General features: G+C 36.0%; 18 protein-coding genes. 4 read left to right on the top strand and 14 right to left on the bottom strand.

What is annotated here, in order from left to right:
- Positions 1-8 precede the first annotated feature (8 nt).
- Both B9Y84_RS10030 and B9Y84_RS10025 read left to right on the top strand, forming a co-directional pair.
- On the top strand, positions 9-437 hold the full coding sequence (locus B9Y84_RS10030) for a hypothetical protein (protein WP_085516966.1): 429 nt from the start codon (positions 9-11) through the stop codon (positions 435-437).
- Between the two features lie 79 nt (positions 438-516).
- Positions 517-1,179, top strand: coding sequence for an alpha/beta hydrolase (locus tag B9Y84_RS10025; protein WP_085516965.1), 663 nt, complete (start codon positions 517-519; stop codon positions 1,177-1,179).
- Here B9Y84_RS10025 and B9Y84_RS10020 read toward each other — a convergent pair.
- Positions 1,145-1,915, bottom strand: a complete 771-nt coding sequence (locus B9Y84_RS10020; RefSeq protein ID WP_085516964.1) for a polyprenol monophosphomannose synthase — start codon at positions 1,913-1,915, stop codon at positions 1,145-1,147. The genes B9Y84_RS10025 and B9Y84_RS10020 overlap by 35 nt on opposite strands.
- A 68-nt stretch (positions 1,916-1,983) precedes the next feature.
- On the opposite strand from B9Y84_RS10020, the gene B9Y84_RS10015 reads away from it, so the two are divergent.
- Positions 1,984-2,499, top strand: a complete 516-nt coding sequence (locus B9Y84_RS10015; protein WP_085516963.1) for a D-glycero-alpha-D-manno-heptose-1,7-bisphosphate 7-phosphatase — start codon at positions 1,984-1,986, stop codon at positions 2,497-2,499.
- Here B9Y84_RS10015 and purB read toward each other — a convergent pair.
- Both purB and B9Y84_RS10005 read right to left on the bottom strand, forming a co-directional pair.
- On the bottom strand, positions 2,496-3,839 hold the full coding sequence (purB, locus tag B9Y84_RS10010; protein WP_085516962.1) for an adenylosuccinate lyase: 1,344 nt from the start codon (positions 3,837-3,839) through the stop codon (positions 2,496-2,498). The two genes, B9Y84_RS10015 and purB, sit on opposite strands and share 4 nt — an antisense overlap.
- A gap of 151 nt (positions 3,840-3,990) precedes the next feature.
- Entirely contained in the window at positions 3,991-4,272 is a 282-nt protein-coding gene (locus tag B9Y84_RS10005) for a DUF3817 domain-containing protein (RefSeq protein ID WP_085516961.1), read from the bottom strand.
- Positions 4,273-4,414: 142 nt separating this feature from the next.
- Here B9Y84_RS10005 and B9Y84_RS10000 point away from each other — a divergent pair, with 142 nt between their 5' ends.
- Positions 4,415-4,801, top strand: a complete 387-nt coding sequence (locus B9Y84_RS10000) for a DUF3127 domain-containing protein (RefSeq protein WP_085516960.1) — start codon at positions 4,415-4,417, stop codon at positions 4,799-4,801.
- A gap of 114 nt (positions 4,802-4,915) precedes the next feature.
- Here B9Y84_RS10000 and B9Y84_RS09995 read toward each other — a convergent pair whose 3' ends face one another.
- From B9Y84_RS09995 to B9Y84_RS09945, 11 genes are all read right to left on the bottom strand, one after another.
- Positions 4,916-5,848 carry a D-2-hydroxyacid dehydrogenase gene (locus B9Y84_RS09995; RefSeq protein ID WP_085516959.1) on the bottom strand — a complete coding sequence of 311 codons (933 nt, stop codon included), beginning with the start codon at positions 5,846-5,848 and terminating at the stop codon, positions 4,916-4,918.
- A 9-nt stretch (positions 5,849-5,857) separates the two neighbouring features.
- Entirely contained in the window at positions 5,858-6,760 is a 903-nt protein-coding gene (locus B9Y84_RS09990) for an RluA family pseudouridine synthase (RefSeq protein ID WP_085516958.1), read from the bottom strand.
- Between the two features lie 122 nt (positions 6,761-6,882).
- The gene (gene lepB / locus B9Y84_RS09985; protein WP_085516957.1) at positions 6,883-8,004 is read right to left on the bottom strand and encodes a signal peptidase I; all 1,122 of its coding nucleotides are present in this window, start codon (positions 8,002-8,004) and stop codon (positions 6,883-6,885) included.
- 3 nt (positions 8,005-8,007) lie between these two features.
- A complete protein-coding gene (gene dapB / locus B9Y84_RS09980) occupies positions 8,008-8,718 on the bottom strand; it encodes a 4-hydroxy-tetrahydrodipicolinate reductase (RefSeq protein ID WP_085516956.1) in 711 nt (236 codons plus the stop codon).
- A 96-nt stretch (positions 8,719-8,814) separates the two neighbouring features.
- The gene (locus B9Y84_RS09975) at positions 8,815-9,408 is read right to left on the bottom strand and encodes a DUF5683 domain-containing protein (protein WP_085516955.1); all 594 of its coding nucleotides are present in this window, start codon (positions 9,406-9,408) and stop codon (positions 8,815-8,817) included.
- Between the two features lies 1 nt (position 9,409).
- Positions 9,410-10,324: a ParB/RepB/Spo0J family partition protein gene (locus B9Y84_RS09970; protein ID WP_085516954.1), complete on the bottom strand. Its 915-nt coding sequence runs from the start codon at positions 10,322-10,324 to the stop codon at positions 9,410-9,412.
- Between the two features lie 3 nt (positions 10,325-10,327).
- Positions 10,328-11,101 (bottom strand): ParA family protein, encoded by a 774-nt coding sequence (locus B9Y84_RS09965; protein ID WP_013455864.1) that lies wholly within the window; start codon positions 11,099-11,101, stop codon positions 10,328-10,330.
- A 181-nt stretch (positions 11,102-11,282) separates the two neighbouring features.
- Positions 11,283-12,338 carry an NAD(P)H-dependent glycerol-3-phosphate dehydrogenase gene (locus B9Y84_RS09960; RefSeq protein ID WP_085516953.1) on the bottom strand — a complete coding sequence of 352 codons (1,056 nt, stop codon included), beginning with the start codon at positions 12,336-12,338 and terminating at the stop codon, positions 11,283-11,285.
- A complete protein-coding gene (locus tag B9Y84_RS09955; RefSeq protein WP_085516952.1) occupies positions 12,316-14,001 on the bottom strand; it encodes a 1-acyl-sn-glycerol-3-phosphate acyltransferase in 1,686 nt (561 codons plus the stop codon). The genes B9Y84_RS09960 and B9Y84_RS09955 overlap by 23 nt, the downstream gene beginning before the upstream one ends.
- Before the next feature lie 6 nt (positions 14,002-14,007).
- A complete protein-coding gene (locus tag B9Y84_RS09950; RefSeq protein ID WP_085516951.1) occupies positions 14,008-15,165 on the bottom strand; it encodes a cystathionine gamma-synthase in 1,158 nt (385 codons plus the stop codon).
- 38 nt (positions 15,166-15,203) lie between these two features.
- Positions 15,204-16,817 carry a mechanosensitive ion channel family protein gene (locus B9Y84_RS09945; RefSeq protein ID WP_085516950.1) on the bottom strand — a complete coding sequence of 538 codons (1,614 nt, stop codon included), beginning with the start codon at positions 16,815-16,817 and terminating at the stop codon, positions 15,204-15,206.
- Position 16,818 lies beyond the last annotated feature (1 nt).

The following is a 16,818-nucleotide window of genomic DNA, read 5'->3' as shown; positions in this document are numbered from 1 at the left end:
GAAATTATATGAAAAAGCTAATCTTTGCATTAGGAATTATATTTATATCAGCCTCCGTTCAGCAAACATATGCTCAATGTAATACTGAGAAGCATGTAGAAGCATGTATTCCTAAATTACAATCAGGCTTTACTTTTTTGAAAAGCTATAATATAGACGGACAGGGTGGAGCAAAAGATAAAGTGGAGTATTCTTATGTTTTCACGAAAGGTGCTACTTATCAAATCAGGATTTGTAACGATGGAGAAGCTACAGATGGAATCGTTTTGACATTGTATGATTCAAGCAGAAAAAAAGTGGCTTCCACAAAATATGAAGGATCCACCTTATCTAGTATAGCATTTCCGTGTCAGGTGACAGGTATTTATTACATCACCTTCACATTTGAAGGAAGTTCTAATTACTGTGGTGGAAGCGTTTTAGGATTTAAGCGTTAAAATTAATTTTTATAAGTTATTTAAATAAAGAGCAGGTTTTACCTGCTTTTTTTATTTGCCAATTTTTTAGATCATGTAAATGCGTAAAACAACAGTTTTTCAACACAAAGCAGTGTACTATCAAAGTGGGCCTATTTCATCCGACACAATGGAAATATGGTTTGTTTTACATGGGTATGGTCAACTTCCTGAGTATTTTCTCAGAAAGTTTAAAGCTCTTGAAGGCCGAGATCGTGTAATTGTGGCCCCTGGAGGATTGTCTAGGTTTTATTTAGAAGGTTTTTCAGGCCGTGTTGGCAGCACGTGGATGACTAAAGAAGAGAGACTACTAGATATCAATAATTATATCAGCTATCTTGATTCAGTTGCTGATCAAGTAGTACCATTGTCTTCAAGTGAGATCAGGATTACACTACTAGGGTTTTCCCAAGGTTCCGCTACAATATGCAGGTGGGCTGAGAAACTCTCTTTCCCGTTTGACAGACTCATACTACACTCCGGTGCATTTCCACCTGATATCGATTTTTCAGGTTTGAGCGAGAAATTGCACGCTAAAGAAGTTTATATGCTGCGTGGAACAGATGATGAATTCATTAATGAAGAAAGAAAAAAGGAGCAAAATGAATTAATCAGGAAACTTAATGTGGAAGTAAAGCAGATTGAGTTTCAAGGCAAGCATGATATAGATATTCAATCTCTAAAAGCAATTATTGAATCGGAGCCTTTGTCGAAGAAACGTTAAGATCTGCCTGTCTATAGTTTTTGAACCAACTTTTCACCTTCATTTGGATCACACCGAATATTGCTTCTTTAAAAATCTTTTTCGACATTTTTGAAATACCCTTACTTCGATCAGTAAAAATGATGGGCACCTCTTCAATACCGAATCCATGTTTCCAAGCCTTGAATTTCATTTCAATTTGAAAAGCATATCCAATAAATTTTATTTTATCTAAGTCAATTGTTTCAAGTACGGAGCGGTGATAGCAAATAAACCCTGCGGTAGCATCGTAAACGGGTAAGCCCGTAATAAAACGCACATATTTACTTGCCATATATGACATCAATACTCTAGACATAGGCCAATTCACAACGTTTACACCTGTTTTGTAGCGAGAGCCAATAGTTAATTGAACCTTCTCTTTTTGACAAGCGTTAAGCAGCTCTAATAAATCCAATGGGTTGTGAGAGAAATCAGCATCCATTTCAAAGATGTATTGATACTGATGCTTTAATGCATATCTAAAACCTTCGATATAGGCAGTTCCCAAACCTAGTTTGCCAAGTCTTTCGATTATATGTAAGTGTCCGTCATACTCTTCCTGTAATGTTTTGACTATTTCAGCAGTTCCGTCAGGTGAATTATCATCAATGATCAGAATATCAAATCGTTTTGATAATAAAAAGACAGCGCGAATGATATCTTCTATGTTTTCGCGCTCATTGTAAGTAGGTATGATGACTAAATTATCCTTCATAAATTCAAATCAACTTCAAAACTATAAAATCTTTTCAGATATTGCCGTTCAATTTATAAAAGAATTTGATGAGTTTACATAAATGTATTTTTTTGGACAGGGATGGCGTTTTGAACAAAGAAAGAGGAGAATATACGTTCAAGTTAAATGATTTTTTAGTGTTAGATGGTGTCAAACAAAGCCTGGAAATCTTAAAAAAACATGGATATTTGTTAATTGTCGTTACAAATCAAGCGGGTATTGCAAAAGGGATTTATAGTAAAGAGGATGTACTAAGTTGCCATGCCCTGTTACAGGCCAAGGTAGGCGATCTGATTGATGATATTTATTTCTGTCCTCATCATCCTGTTACTACTGAATCATTGCTGAGAAAGCCTGATAGCTTGATGTTAGAGAAGGCGATTGCGAAATGGAACCTAGATATTTCTGAGTCATTTATGATAGGAGATTCAATACGTGATATTGAAGCAGCTAAAAAGATAGGGGTGAAGGGTATTCTAATTGGAGAAAAAGAAAAAGGGGAGTTAACTGCACCCAGAGCTGATAGCTTACTGGATGCAGTGCACAATTATATTATTACTTAGATCCCTGTATAGTTGAAAGGGGTGATGTCTTTTAATTCATTTTTTATAGCATCTGAAACTTCTAAGCTATCAATAAAGTCTGCTATAGTTATTTGGGTGATTTTTTCATTCTTTCGTGTCAAAGCTTTCAATGCTTCGTACGGTGCAGGATAAGACTCTCGTCTTAACACGGTTTGTATAGCTTCTGCCACTACTGCCCAATTATCTGTCAAATCATGTTCAATTGCTGCTGGGTTTAGCTCCAATTTACCCAAGCCTTTTTTCAGTGATTCAAAAGCAATTAATCCATGTGCTAGTGGTACGCCAATATTTCGTAAAACAGTAGAATCAGTCAAATCCCTTTGTAATCGTGAGATCGGAAGTTTTGCAGATAGATGTTCTAATATTGCATTTGCAATCCCCAAGTTACCTTCTGCATTTTCAAAATCAATTGGATTGACCTTATGTGGCATCGCTGAAGAGCCTACTTCGTCTTTAGCAATCCTTTGCTTAAAGTAGTTCATGCTGATATATTGCCAAATATCTTTGCTTAAGTCTAATAAAATTGTGTTCAATCTTTTGAAAGAATCAAATCGAGCTGCTAAATGATCGTAATGCTCAATTTGAGTGGTAGGTTCTGAACGTTTAAGTCCTAAGTATTTTTTACAAAAAGTATTGCCAAAAGCTCTCCAGTCAATTTCAGGATACGCCACATGGTGGGCGTTGAAATTACCAGTAGCACCTCCAAATTTCGCTGCAAAGGGAATATTCTTTTCTAAAAGAAATTGCTCTTCCAACCTGACTTCAAACACTGCAAATTCTTTACCCAAACGAGTTGGCGATGCAGGTTGGCCATGGGTTTTTGCAAGCATTGGGACGTCTTTCCATTTGGTTGAGTACTTGTTTAGAGTGTCCTTGATTTCTTGTAAAAAGGGAAGGTAAACCTTTTCAGTTGCGTCCTTTAGTAAAAGTGGGGTTGCGGTATTATTAATATCTTGTGAGGTGAGACCGAAATGGATAAACTCTTTTTGAGCACCTATTCCGAATTCTTCAAATTTTTGCTTTAAAAAGTATTCTACAGCTTTTACATCATGATTGGTTGTCTGTTCTATTTTTTTGATTACTAAGGCATCATTTTCACTGAAATCTGATGCTAATGTTCTCATTTTTGGGAACAGGGACTGATCGAAGTCCTTAAGTTGAGGGAGTGGCAATTCACAAAGTGCAATGAAATATTCTACTTCTACATGCACACGATATTTGATTAATGCCCATTCTGAAAAATAGGCCGCAAGTGGTTGAGTTTTGTTTCTGTATCGTCCGTCAATAGGAGCAATTGCACTTAAAGTAGTTAAATCCATGAGCTGTAAAAATTTAAAGGTGCAAAGATAAGGAAATTAAGCTTGTGGAAACATTTAATACGTTAGAGAATTCCATTTTTCAATCGACAAAAAGCTGGACTAATCGTATTGCTTATAAGAAAGCTCATTTATTCGTCTGAATGATCAGACCCTAATCGTTCATCTTTCTGAACCATTTCCACTCAGCATAAAATGTACCAAGGGGAATTAGAGAAGCTGCTAATGATAAAAGAGTAAGCTTCAGAGTCCAATTTTTTTTAAGGGCTACAAAAAGGACTAATGCGCAATAGCCGATAAAGAGAATCCCATGCGCCATTCCTACAAAATAATTAGGCTGAGGCATATTCATCATATATTTCAATGGCATAGTTACACCAAGAAGTAAGTAGGAAATTCCTTCTAAAATAGCTAGTAGTCTTAAGTTTTTGATCATGAATCGATTAATAAATATAGGAATGCAAAGAAAGTAATGCCCGTTATGTAAACCAATACTTTTAGTGTTTAAAATCTAAAATAGATTAGGTGAGGGGAATTTTATTTAACATTTTTGTGCCATAAATAATAAATTTACTTCGATGGAATTAAAAGGAAAAGTGGTAGACATCCTACCTGAAGAAAAAGGCCAAGGTAAAAAGGGTGAATGGAGAAAGCAATCCTATATTTTTGAGACGCAGGAGCAGTATCCTAAAAAGGTTTGTGCTGAAGTATGGGGAGATAAGATTGATGGTTTTAATATAAAACAAGGAGAGGAACTAACTGCGAAGATTAATATTGATAGCAGAGAGTATAATGGCAAATGGTATACTAATGTAAAAATTTGGGCAATAGATAGGGCCTCTGATGGAAATGTGGGCGGAATTCCTAATTCGCAGCAGAATAGTAATCCTACTTCAGAATCAGATGGAATGAGTGGGCCGCAAGAAACACCACCACCAAGCGAAGACGATGAATTGCCATTCTAGTAGTGAATCATAAATGAAAAACCTATCAGGTTTAGTCTTGTTTAGATCATGCAGCTTCGGAGGTAACTTGTAAATGTACTTTCAAAGCAAACCTGATGGGTTTATTAAAGTTTTTTAATATCCTTTTTGAGTATTTACTAGTAATTTATGCTCATCACCAGATTTTACAGCTTCATAAGCAAGCTTAAAACTTTGCTTTACATCTTCCAATAACGTTATTCCTGAAATGTGGGGAGTGACTATACATTTAGGATGTTCCCATAAAGTAGATTCTTTTGGAAGCGGCTCTTGTTTAAAAACATCTAAAACAGCCTGTCTAATGTGCTTCTGATCTAAGGCTTCTAGCAAGTCCGCTTCATCAACAGAATTTCCTCTTCCTATGTTGATAAATAAAATATTTTCAAGCTGTGAGAAAAACTCTTTGTTAAAGAGGTTTTGAGTTTTTTCTGTGGCAGGAAGTGTGTTGATGACGATAGCGTTAGCTTCAAGATTTCCGATATCTAAATTATCGAAAGAGATACACACATCGAAAAACTCTTTATTTTTTCCACTAGTATTAATTCCTACAATGTTCTTAACCATGGGTTGTAGGACTTGCGCAATGTCAGTACTAATATTTCCTGTCCCGAAAAAAATCACACTTTGTTTCGAGAGAGATTTGGGTATTACTTGATCCCAAGTTTTCGAAGCTTGGTTTATCTTGTATAATTCCGTCCTGTTCAAATCTTGCAAGATGTAACTCAAGCAGTATTCAGACATTCTTTGCCCCATCTTCCCTTTTGTTTTGGTCAGGGTACACTTTTCGGGGAGGTTTAATTTAATGAAGCTGTCGACACCTGCGCCAAATGAATGAATCCATTCTATATGATCTATATCCATTTTGGAAAGAAAATTGAAACCAGCTATGTAATGAGCTGTAGGGAGTAATTTTTCTACTTCTTCTTTATCTTTTGCAAGTAAACAATTTAACTCCGGATATTCATGTGCAATAAATGCTTGAAAACCCTCTGCTAAATGTCCGTAAGTAAGAATATTCTTTTTTGACATATTGGTAAATTAACCTTTTGCTACTAGATTTCTAAAGTTAGAAGGAGGAACTAACTCAAACTTCAAATGTTCACCGCTTATTGGATGTTTAAGTTCCATTAAATTGGCATGCAATGCAACTCTTCCAAGAGGATTTTTCTTTGCGGTATATTTTTTATCTCCTGTAACTGGAAATCCAAAATGTGCCATTTGAACTCTGATTTGATTTTTGAAACCCGTTTCAAGTTTGAATTCAAGCATTGAGTAAGCATTACTCTGTTTTAGTAGATTGAAATGGGTTATGGCTTCAGTAGCGTTTTCAGGTGTATTAACGATAAATACTTGATTGTTTTTATTGCTCCGGAGATAGTTTCTTAAAGTATGTGAGGATTCTTTTATTTTACCTTCTACAATCGCAATATATTTTCGGTCAATGACGTAATCTTCCCAGGAATTTTGTAGGAGCTCTTGTATTTTTTGGCTCTTAGCAAATAGAAGAATTCCTGAAGCTTCTCTTTCTAATCGGTGAATTATATAAACTTTGATTCTAGGGTCAATTGCCTCCATATGTTCTTTCAAAATTTGGACGGCATTCTTCTTCTTTTCTTTTAAGGAAGCTACGGAAAGAAGTCCTGCTTCTTTTTCAATAACGATTAAATCCTGATCTTCATAAAGAATATTAAGCTTTTGAAGCTTCACTTTTTTAGAAGGCTTTGCCCAATTAATCTGGATTTCGTCTCCTTTTTTTAAACCATGATTAAATTGTGTTATAACGTCTCCATTTATTCTTATTTGACCGCCACCCATCACTTGTTTCAACAAGGCTTTCTTTTTGTTAGGGTAGTTGGAGATGAGATACTTTAATAATTCAGTATCTTCTTGAACTAAGTAGCTGTTGAGCTCTTGATTAGATGGAGTTGATTTTTTGTTCATGGCGTAAAATTCCGTATAAGAAATGACCTTTACAAGTCTGATAATTGATTATCAACTAAAAACCCTCTCAAATTGGTTTGAGAGGGTTTTAAAGAATAGAAAACTTCTAATGTTTGAAATGACTATTTAATTCCTGTGAATAATCGCTCCCATCTAATTTTATTGAAGAATGATTCATTAGGATCCATGCTCATCCAGATGAACAAAGCTTTACCTACAACATGATCTTTCGGAACAAACCCCCAAAAACGGCTGTCCCATGAATTATGGCGATTATCACCCATCATAAAGAAATAATCTTGGGAAAACGTATATTCTTTAACTTCTTTCCCTTCAATGTAGAGCTTATCATCTTTTATCTGGATGTTTTCTAAATGTTCATAGTAACGAAGTATATCACCATAAAGGAGCAGGTTTTTATGGTTAATTACTATGGTTTGTCCTTCCGTAGGCACCACAATTGGACCGTAAAAATCTTTATTCCAGCTGGTTTCTGGCGTTTTTGGAAAGGTAGCAGGGTCTACATCACTGCTATCAGTGCTTAATATTTGGCCATTTTTGTATGTAGGAGAAAAGATGATTTCATTTATAAAAGGTAATGATCTCATTTTTTCAATATCTCCGGGCTCTGCGTGGACTCTGTAGCCGTATCCAGGCTCATACATTTTATCCCAAATGTTATAATCTTCAAAAACCCTGTCCCGTATAGTTAGATCTGTTTTTATAAAATAGCTGTACTGAACATCTTCCGGAACAAAAGCTTCTTCATCATTAATGAAAAGCGTAGCATTTTTTACTTGAATAGTATCGCCAGGGATTCCCACGCACCTTTTGATATAATATTCTCTTAAATCGAGTGGGTATTGCAATTCTTCTGGGTAATTAAATACCACAGCATCATTTCTTTTTACTTCACTAAATCCAGGTAATCTAAATTGCGGTAATTGAATCCAGTCAAGGTAAGCAGGAACATCTTCTGTCCCATAAAATCTTCTATGCGTTAAGGGTAGTTGTAGGGGTGTTCTAGGTGTTCTTGGACCATAATGTAGTTTACTAACAAATAAGTAATCCCCAACTAATAGAGTGCCTTCCATCGAAGGAGTAGGGATAACAAAGGCCTCTAGAGTTGCCCATCTTATCAATGTGGCAGCTATTACCGCAAATACCAGTGCATCTACCCATTCTCTTACTTTAGATTTAGGTTTTGCTGGTTTCTTTTTTTTATTGAAAAATGGAATCTTCATTTTCTATAGTTTTAAGAAGTCATCAATGTTCACGATTCCTTTTTGAGAAGGAAGCCATTCGGCAACAAAAACAGCACCTTGCACAAACCCGTCTCTACTGTAGGCTTCATGTTCAATACTAATTTGGTCAACTTCTGATTTATAAGTGATTTTATGTGTCCCTGGGATTTCTCCTATTCGTTCTGATGTAATAGGAATTTGTCCTTCATCAGTTTTAGTTTCATTTGTCCATGTGCTGTATTGATCATGCGCACTAATGATCCCTTGTGCTAATGTTATTGCTGTACCACTTGGAGCATCTTTTTTGTGCGTGTGATGTACTTCTATCATGGAAGGTTTATATTGGCTTTGCGGACTAATAAGCTTTGCTAAAAATTTATTCAATTTAAAAAATAAATTTACACCGATCGAAAAATTTGATGCATAGAGAAAGGTTCCACTATTTTTTTTACAAATTTTCTCGATTTCAGGCATTTTATCCAGCCATCCGGTAGTGCCAGATAATACCGGAAGATTATGCTCTAAACAAAACTTAATATTGTCAAAGGCCGCATCAGGGTGGGTGAACTCTATAGCCACATCAGCCTGCTCAGCTAAAGTAGGCATTAATGTGTCGTTCACATCAACTGTTGCAACTAAGCTATGGCCTCTTTGAATTGCAAACTCTTCAATGGCTTGCCCCATTTTCCCATGACCAATTAAAAGTATTTTCATGTGTATCTAATTATAATCGTGTTGTCACATGTAATCTTTAATTAAAATTAATCATCAATATTTTTTATTTGAAGCTTAATTTTAATGTCGATTTCATTATTTTAATCTAAAATTTAATGATAAGCCTGCATGCATATTACTATATGGGCTTCTTTGAATACTGGGCTTTATATTTAAGCTCAAATCTTCATTAATATTGAATTCTCGCAAATGTGCATCTACTGTAGCATCAACAATATTGAGCACATAAAACAGGCCAGCAAGAATAATCCAATAGTCTCGGTCTCTTTCATAACTTTCTAATCTGCGTTCAGCTGCTTCTTCATTAAAAAGTTGTAAATAATCTTCTATTTGTTCATCGTTACCGTTTCTGATATTGAAGTATACATTTCTGAAAAGTACGTAATTTTGATGATTTGATTTGATTTGAGAAGCAGCTAATGCACCTAAGGCATATACAATCGGTATTTTCCAATATTTTTGATTATAAAACTGCCCCATACCAGGCACTATAGCTGAGTAAAGTGCAGCTAACCTGGGGGAATGTGTGCTATCTTTCATTTGGAACGTTTCTATATCCTCGCTTCCATCTCCAAGTTTGAGAAATGTTGAGTCCGTTGGTTGGATTTTTTGACCAATTGCAATGGAAGAAGCTGCAGAAAGTATAAAAATGAGTACTAGAATGCGCATTTTATAATTCGACTGAAAGAATGTCTAAAATTCTGTTTAAATCGTCTTTAGATAAAAATGGAATTTTTATTTCGCCTTTGTTATTTTTGTCAATCTTCATACCAATTTTTGTGCCAAAATGAGAGGATAGCTTGCTTTGCACTTGCTTGGCTTCGTAAGGCATTTCAGCTTTCGCTGGTTTATCCTTCTCACTAGATTCTCCGCTGGTTAGTTCTCGAACTAATGCTTCCACTTTTCGAACCGATAGATCATCTTTTAGCGTTCTATTGAATACATCCAATTGCTTATCAACATCGTCAATATTGATAATGGCACGCGCATGCCCCATGCTGATCCTTTTATCACGTATAGCTAATTGAATATCCGGTGGAAGCTTCAATAGCCTTAAATAATTATTGACGGTGGTCCTGTTCTTGCCAACTCGGTCACCTAATTGCTCTTGCTTTAAATCGCATTCCGTTAGTAGTCTTTGGTAGCTTAAAGCAATTTCAATAGAGTTCAGATTTTCACGTTGAATATTTTCAATCAATGCCATTTCAAGCATTTGCTGATCATCCGCAATTCTAATATAAGCTGGTATAGATTTTAGACCAGCTAATTTTGAGGCTTGAGTCCTTCTTTCTCCCGAAATGAGCTGGTAACTGTCTTTGCTTAGTTTTCGAACAGTAATAGGTTGAATAATACCTTGAACTTTGATTGAATCGGCTAATTCTTCCAAAGCTTGTTTGTCAAAATCCGTACGAGGCTGAAATGGATTGACCTCTATTTGGTCTAATGGAATTTCATTAATAGAAGCCCCACTTGATATATCTGTTATATCCCTTGTTTCTTTATTAGAAGATTTTTGGTCTGTGTTTGAATCTTCTAAAAGAGCGCCTAAGCCTCTTCCTAATGCTTTTCTGGTTTTCTTCGCCATCCGCTATTTTCCTAATCCGTTATTGTTTATTATTTCTTTTGCTAAATTTAAATAGCTAATTGCCCCTTTGCTTTCTGCATCATGAGCAATAGCAGGTAATCCAAAACTTGGGGATTCACTTAATTTAATATTCCTAGGTATCAAAGTTTCAAAAACCATTTTGCTAAAGTGTTGTTTTACCTCATCTACTACTTGATTAGAGAGATTTAAGCGCACATCGTACATGGTTAATAAAATACCTTCAATTTCCAAATCCTTATTCAAACGTGTTTGAATAATCTTAATTGTATTCAATAATTTACCCAAACCTTCAAGTGCAAAATATTCGCATTGCACAGGAATAATCACTGAGTCAGCAGCAGTTAAAGCGTTAATAGTTATTAAACCTAGGGAAGGAGAGCAATCAATGATAATGAAGTCATATTTTTTTCGTACTTTTTTAAGTGCGTCACGCATTCTTTCTTCCCTGTTTTTAATATTCACCATTTCAACTTCGGCTCCAACTAAATTTATATGAGAAGGTAAGATATGCAAGTAATCTAGGTCAGTTTCCACTATGATGTCTTGAGCATCAACCTCATCCACCATACATTCATAAATACTGCTTTCTATTTCTTTAGGGTTGTATCCTATTCCTGAAGTAGAATTTGCCTGAGGGTCAGCATCAACAATAAGCGTTTTATACTCTAAAGCAGCTAAACTTGCTGCAAGATTAATAGCTGATGTGGTTTTACCTACTCCTCCTTTTTGATTAGCAATTGCAATTACTTTACCCATATTTATTTAAGTTTTAGCTTTAAAAAGTTAATCGGCAAACTGACTTAATTCTGATTTGACTTATTCAAAATATTGATGAATCGAGCAAGTATCTATTTCAGTCACCAAATTTTTTAGCGAACCACAAAGATAAAATTTTATATGAGAAATAGAATGGAATTTTAATTTGCTTTAGCAGGAATTAGATAAAATCTACATCTACATTAAGCGGATATTTCATGAGGTATTGAACTGCTTCTTCCATCGTAAGCCCTTCAAACAGAACTCGGTGTAATATTTCGGTAATTGGAGCTCTCACTTTAAAACTCTCGGCAATTTTTTTTGCAATCATAATAGTATTGACTCCTTCTGCCACCTCATGCATATCGGCAAGTATATTATCCAACGTTTCGCCCTCTGCTAATCGCCTTCCAACGGTGAAGTTTCTACTTAAGGTAGAATGGGAGGTAGCCATTAGATCTCCTATACCGGCTAATCCGATGAAAGACCGGACATTGCCGCCTAATGCTTTTCCTAAATAGATCATTTCTACCATCCCTCTGCTGATCAATAATGAACGTGCATTCTCACCCAGACCTAAGCCCGATAATGCTCCTGAAGCTATAGCAATAATGTTTTTTAAGACACCGCAAAGTTCTATCCCGATCAAGTCGGGGTTGCCGTATACTTGAAATCTATCACTTCTTAGTAATTGTTGTCCTATCTGGATTACTTCATTAAAAGGACTGGCTACCACAGTGGCGGCTGGTAGTCCTTGCGAAATTTCCTTTGCAAGATTAGGACCTGCAAGACACCCCACTCTTACTACAACACTCTCTTCCATGATCAGCTCGCTCATGGTTTTGATGTGCTGTCTTTCAAGTACTTGCATATCTGCTAAAGTTTTCCCTTCTGGGAGCGTAAGGTTTAAGCCCTTAGTCCCATGAATCAATATATGATAAGGATGAAGGAAAGGTGAAAGACTTCTCATCATCTCTCGGAAGTTTGCAGAAGGCACAACGGGGAAAATAATGTCGCAAGTATCAGCTAATCGTTGTAGATCGTCAATAGCTGTTACATTTTCATGTAGGGGATAGCTATTCCATTCTCTTTTCTTATTTATGCTTTCTAATGCCTCGGGATTTCTTGCGTACAGCAAAACTTCAGAGTTTTCTGCTAAGAGGTTAGCTACGGAAAGCCCAAAACTACCTGCACCGATAACTCCAATTGGTTTGTCAAATATGTTTTTCGAGCCCATATCCGTCTAGTCTGTTTCTGTAAAAATACAAAAGATTCATATCCATTGTGGTTATATCTCCTTGCTTTGTCTTTATTAAAGGTCTTTTAGAATGATACATTCCTAAATTCAATAAGCCATGTTCAATAATGTTATCGATAGTATCGTCCATATGTTCTGCTTGCGACATCCGACCTTCTTTTATTCTATCTTCAATCTTATTTTTAATTCGCTGACTAGTGATTCTGAATTCATTAAAATCGATCGCAAGGTCTTCTTCTGGCAATCTCAATAAAGAAAATAAGTCCAGTTTTTTATTCCGCTTTCGGATCATCTCAAAGGCAGTAAATGCTATTAAATGACTCGAAAAAACGCGAGCAATTTTGCTATACTGTTCCACAATTTTTTTGGATAACATCCTCGTGTATTCTGCCTCCCTTTGCTTATTTACTGTAATCTTGTCTTGAAAAACAAAGTAATCTTGCGGTTGGATTTCTCTTCCTTTTGAATCAAAGCTTCGCCCTTCCTCGTCAACTTTATTACCTAATATATCCATAGCCTCACCAATGGAAACCGAAATATCAGAGCCTTTAGTAAAAAACTTGAACAAGAATGTTATGATTTTGTAAGAGGAAGAAAATTCATCATTTTCTACATAATAACGTTCCTGACCTTGTTTTTCTAGATATTGCCTAATCAGGCTAGGTGCTTCTAAAACGAAGTGGTAATTTAAACTGACAGGAACAATAAATATTTTTTCTGAATCTTTTCCATGCTCTTGATAATTAGATCTTTGAGCTTCAATGGCAGTACCTAAGAGCCCTAATTTGAGTTCTTTTTCTACCCTTCCGTCCCTCGAACGCGTTCCACCAGGAAAAAACAAGCTTTGACATCCTTTTTTTAAAGCCAGTGCAGAATAAGCTTTAAGGGTTTCGAGGTAGATCATATTTTTTTTACGCCTATCGACCTTATAAGCACCTAGACTATTCATGAAATAGGAAATGACACTAATATTAAATAGGTTTAGCCCTGCTCCATAAATAACTGGTGGGAGACCTAATGTGTAAATAACCCAACCTATCAAAATGGAATCCAAATTACTGGAATGAGTAGGTACAATAACTATTGTTCCTTTTTTGGCTAAGGTTCGCAATTTTTCAACTTCGCCATTGATTTGGATTTTATCATTCATGGTGAGTTCATTGCTCCAAAACCCACCTAATTTTTTGATTCGTGCAGCATTCAATAATCTATTGAAACCGAAAGTAACAAGACCTCTTGCAAACCTGTAGTGGCTTGTATTAAAGTTTCCAGCAATTTCTTCTGCGTAGCGCTCGATGATGTTATGAAGTACCTTATTGGCTTTTTCTTCATCTTTGGTTTTCTGTTGCGAAATTTCCAGAAGCTCATCTTTTACTTTACCCCAGAATTGATGTTCATCATCTGGATCTACCTTCCAAGGAGTTTGCCTAATTCTCGCTTTTTCTTTGTATAAGGTTGTTTCTAGCTCTTCTATTAAAGCTGTTTTATTTCTGGTATTTCCTTTAATTCTCTCATAGGCTTCTTTTACTACTTCTTTAAGGAATTGTTTTTTATTACGACTCAATTGTACCACTGGCCACTCGCGAGGCCCTGGTAATATAGGTTCGTATTTTCTTTTACTTCTATAGCGCTTCAGCTTCATATCATCTTAGGATAATGCCTGCTTTAAATCTTGTATTAAATCCTCGATATCTTCAATCCCGACACTTAGTCGAATTAAAGAATCGGAAAGCCCCACTTTTATTCGCTCTTCTTTAGGAATACTCGCATGCGTCATAGTTGCGGGGTGCCCACTTAATGATTCAACTCCTCCAAGAGACTCGGCCAAAGTGAATAATTCAAATCTCTTTAGAACTGCCGTGGCGGCCTCTTGGGAATTTTCCTTTAAAGAAAAAGATATCATGCCTCCAAAACCATGCATTTGTTTGCTAGCTATGTCATGATTTGGATGTGAAGCAAAGCCGGGCCAGAAAACTTTATCAACTTTTGGATGCGATTTTAAGAAATTCGCTACCCCAGCTCCGTTTTCGCAGTGCCTTTGCATTCTTAAGTGTAGTGTTTTAATTCCTCGTAAGACTAAAAAGCAATCTTGAGGACCTGGTACCGCCCCACTAGCATTTTGAATGAAAGTAATTTTATCAGAAAATGCCTTGTTGCTCGTTGCTAATGCGCCCATAATAACATCTGAATGCCCTGCTATATACTTCGTGAGAGAATGCATGACAAAATCAGCACCTAGATCCAATGGGTTTTGCAAATAAGGTGTTGAGAAAGTATTATCCACTCCCAGTAAAACATAATGCTTTTTTGCAATTTTTGAAACCGCTTCAATATCAATAATATTCATCATTGGGTTAGTAGGGGTTTCTACCCAGATGAGTTTCGTCTTTTCATTGATGTGCTGTTCAATGGCAGGGGCATCCAGCATATCAACGAAATGAAATCGAATGCCGAAATCTTCGAATATTTTAGTAAAGATCCTGTACGATCCTCCGTATAAATCATTGGTACTGATAACTTCGTCTCCTGGTTTTAAGGTTTTGATAATTGCATCAATAGCAGCAAGTCCTGATGCAAAGCAATGTCCATAATCTGCATTTTCTAGAGCAGCAAGACTGTTCTCAAGAGCCTTACGCGTTGGATTATTAGAGCGACTATATTCGTATCCTTTATGCTCTCCTGGAGCGCTTTGGACATATGTTGACGTTTGATAGATAGGAGTCATGATGGCTCCCGTGGCCGGATCAGGTTCAATTCCCGAATGAATTGCCTTTGTCCCAAATCTGTATTTACTAGACTTGCTCATTAGTTCCTATTTTTAAATTTTTCAGTCAAAATTAGCTTTTATTTCGGGTTTGATGAAGATGAGAAGTTTTTTAGCCTTTCCAAAACCTGATCTTTTTCTTGGTATTTTGGAGATAACGATGGCTGCCCAGGGAAGTTTTCCATATGTAGCGTTTGAGTTGGAAAAGCAAAATTGATTCCTAACTGTTTAGCAAGTTTCATTATACTTAATAAGAGTTCTTCTTTGTATTTCAGTTCTTCTCCCCACGTTGGTACGTCTAAAAATACATAGAACATAATGTCAAGTGAGAATGCAGACATATTATTGAAATAGATATTATAGAATTCTTTCCATGTTTTAGGATGCTCTTCTACAATTTTCTTTAACCCTTCAGTAAAAGCTTCTATTAGGTGCGTGGGCGTGTCATAGGTGATGGTAATAGTTGTATAAAATCTCCTGTATTTCCGCAACCCGTGATTATCTACTGGCATATCGGCCAATTTGCCATTCGGTACAGTGATTAACGAATTTCTAAAAGTTCTAACTCTTGTTGAGCGAAAACCTACTTCTTCCACTGTTCCATCGATGTCACCAGCAGTTACCCAATCTCCAATTTGGAATGGTTTGTCAAACAGTATCATTAAAGAGCCGAAGAAGTTTTTGATGGTGTCTTGTGCTGCTAGTGCAAATGCCAAACCCCCAATGGATATTCCAGCAAGCAATGCTGTTATATCAAATCTTAAATTGTTTAGGATATATAAAAATCCGATAATCACAACAAATATTTTTAATACTCTTTTGAGTATTGGGACAATCTGATCGTCCATTGTAGTTTCGGTTTGGGCAGCTTTTTTAAGCATGTATTCTCCCAGTATATCCACAATTTTATAAACCATCATAGTGGCAAAAAGCGGAAGTAATGCTCTAAGGAGTAGAATAAAGTAATGATTAAATGCAATCGGTAATTGCAGAACTGGAATTAGAATAATTAAAATACCGACAATAATTAAAAGGCTAAAGGGTTTTGCTACAGGCATGATGTAATCGTGCGCAATATTTCCGTATCCCTTGTTTCTTAGCAATTGGTAAATTAACCAATCGAAAAACCAACTTAATAATTTATGAATCAGTACACAGATAATAATCAAAATTAATATACTGATATATTGCCAAGTATGTAGGCCTATAATCTTCTGAGTCCCCATTTTGGGTAAAATATTCATTAGTTTATCGGTGCCAAAAGGATAGACTTGTTGGTGTAGTTCTTCAGTTTTTTCGATCGTCTTTTTACTAAAGTACCATTTGTCATTACTTTTTTCTAGGTAAATTTGTGGGAACTCAATTTCGGAAAGATAATATCTTGCTTTGTCAGCTGAGTCTGCATAATTTGGGTTTTCGGGAATCTCATCGATGTCTATCAGCACACCCGCACCATCTAAGACCTGCTTTAACTGAGTTATAATCAATTCTGCATCTTTGCCTTTAGTATATTGAGGGTTAAGTGTCTTTGCGGCTAATTTGGGGTGAAATTCATCTTCCTGCAAATTTTGAAGAAATGTATTAACAGTGGCTTTTGGAGAAGCTAAGCTGTTTGCAGGTAATGCTTTGTTTTCCTCACTTTGACTGAAAATGCTGTGGGATATGAAGATAAAAAGTATTAAAAAATATCTCATT

Origin of the sequence: Marivirga sericea (genome assembly GCF_900177665.1) — a bacterium.
Lineage (GTDB): Bacteria > Bacteroidota > Bacteroidia > Cytophagales > Cyclobacteriaceae > Marivirga > Marivirga sericea.
The sequence above is the reverse complement of the archived record's forward strand: the minus strand, read 5'-3'. Positions and strand labels throughout refer to the sequence as shown.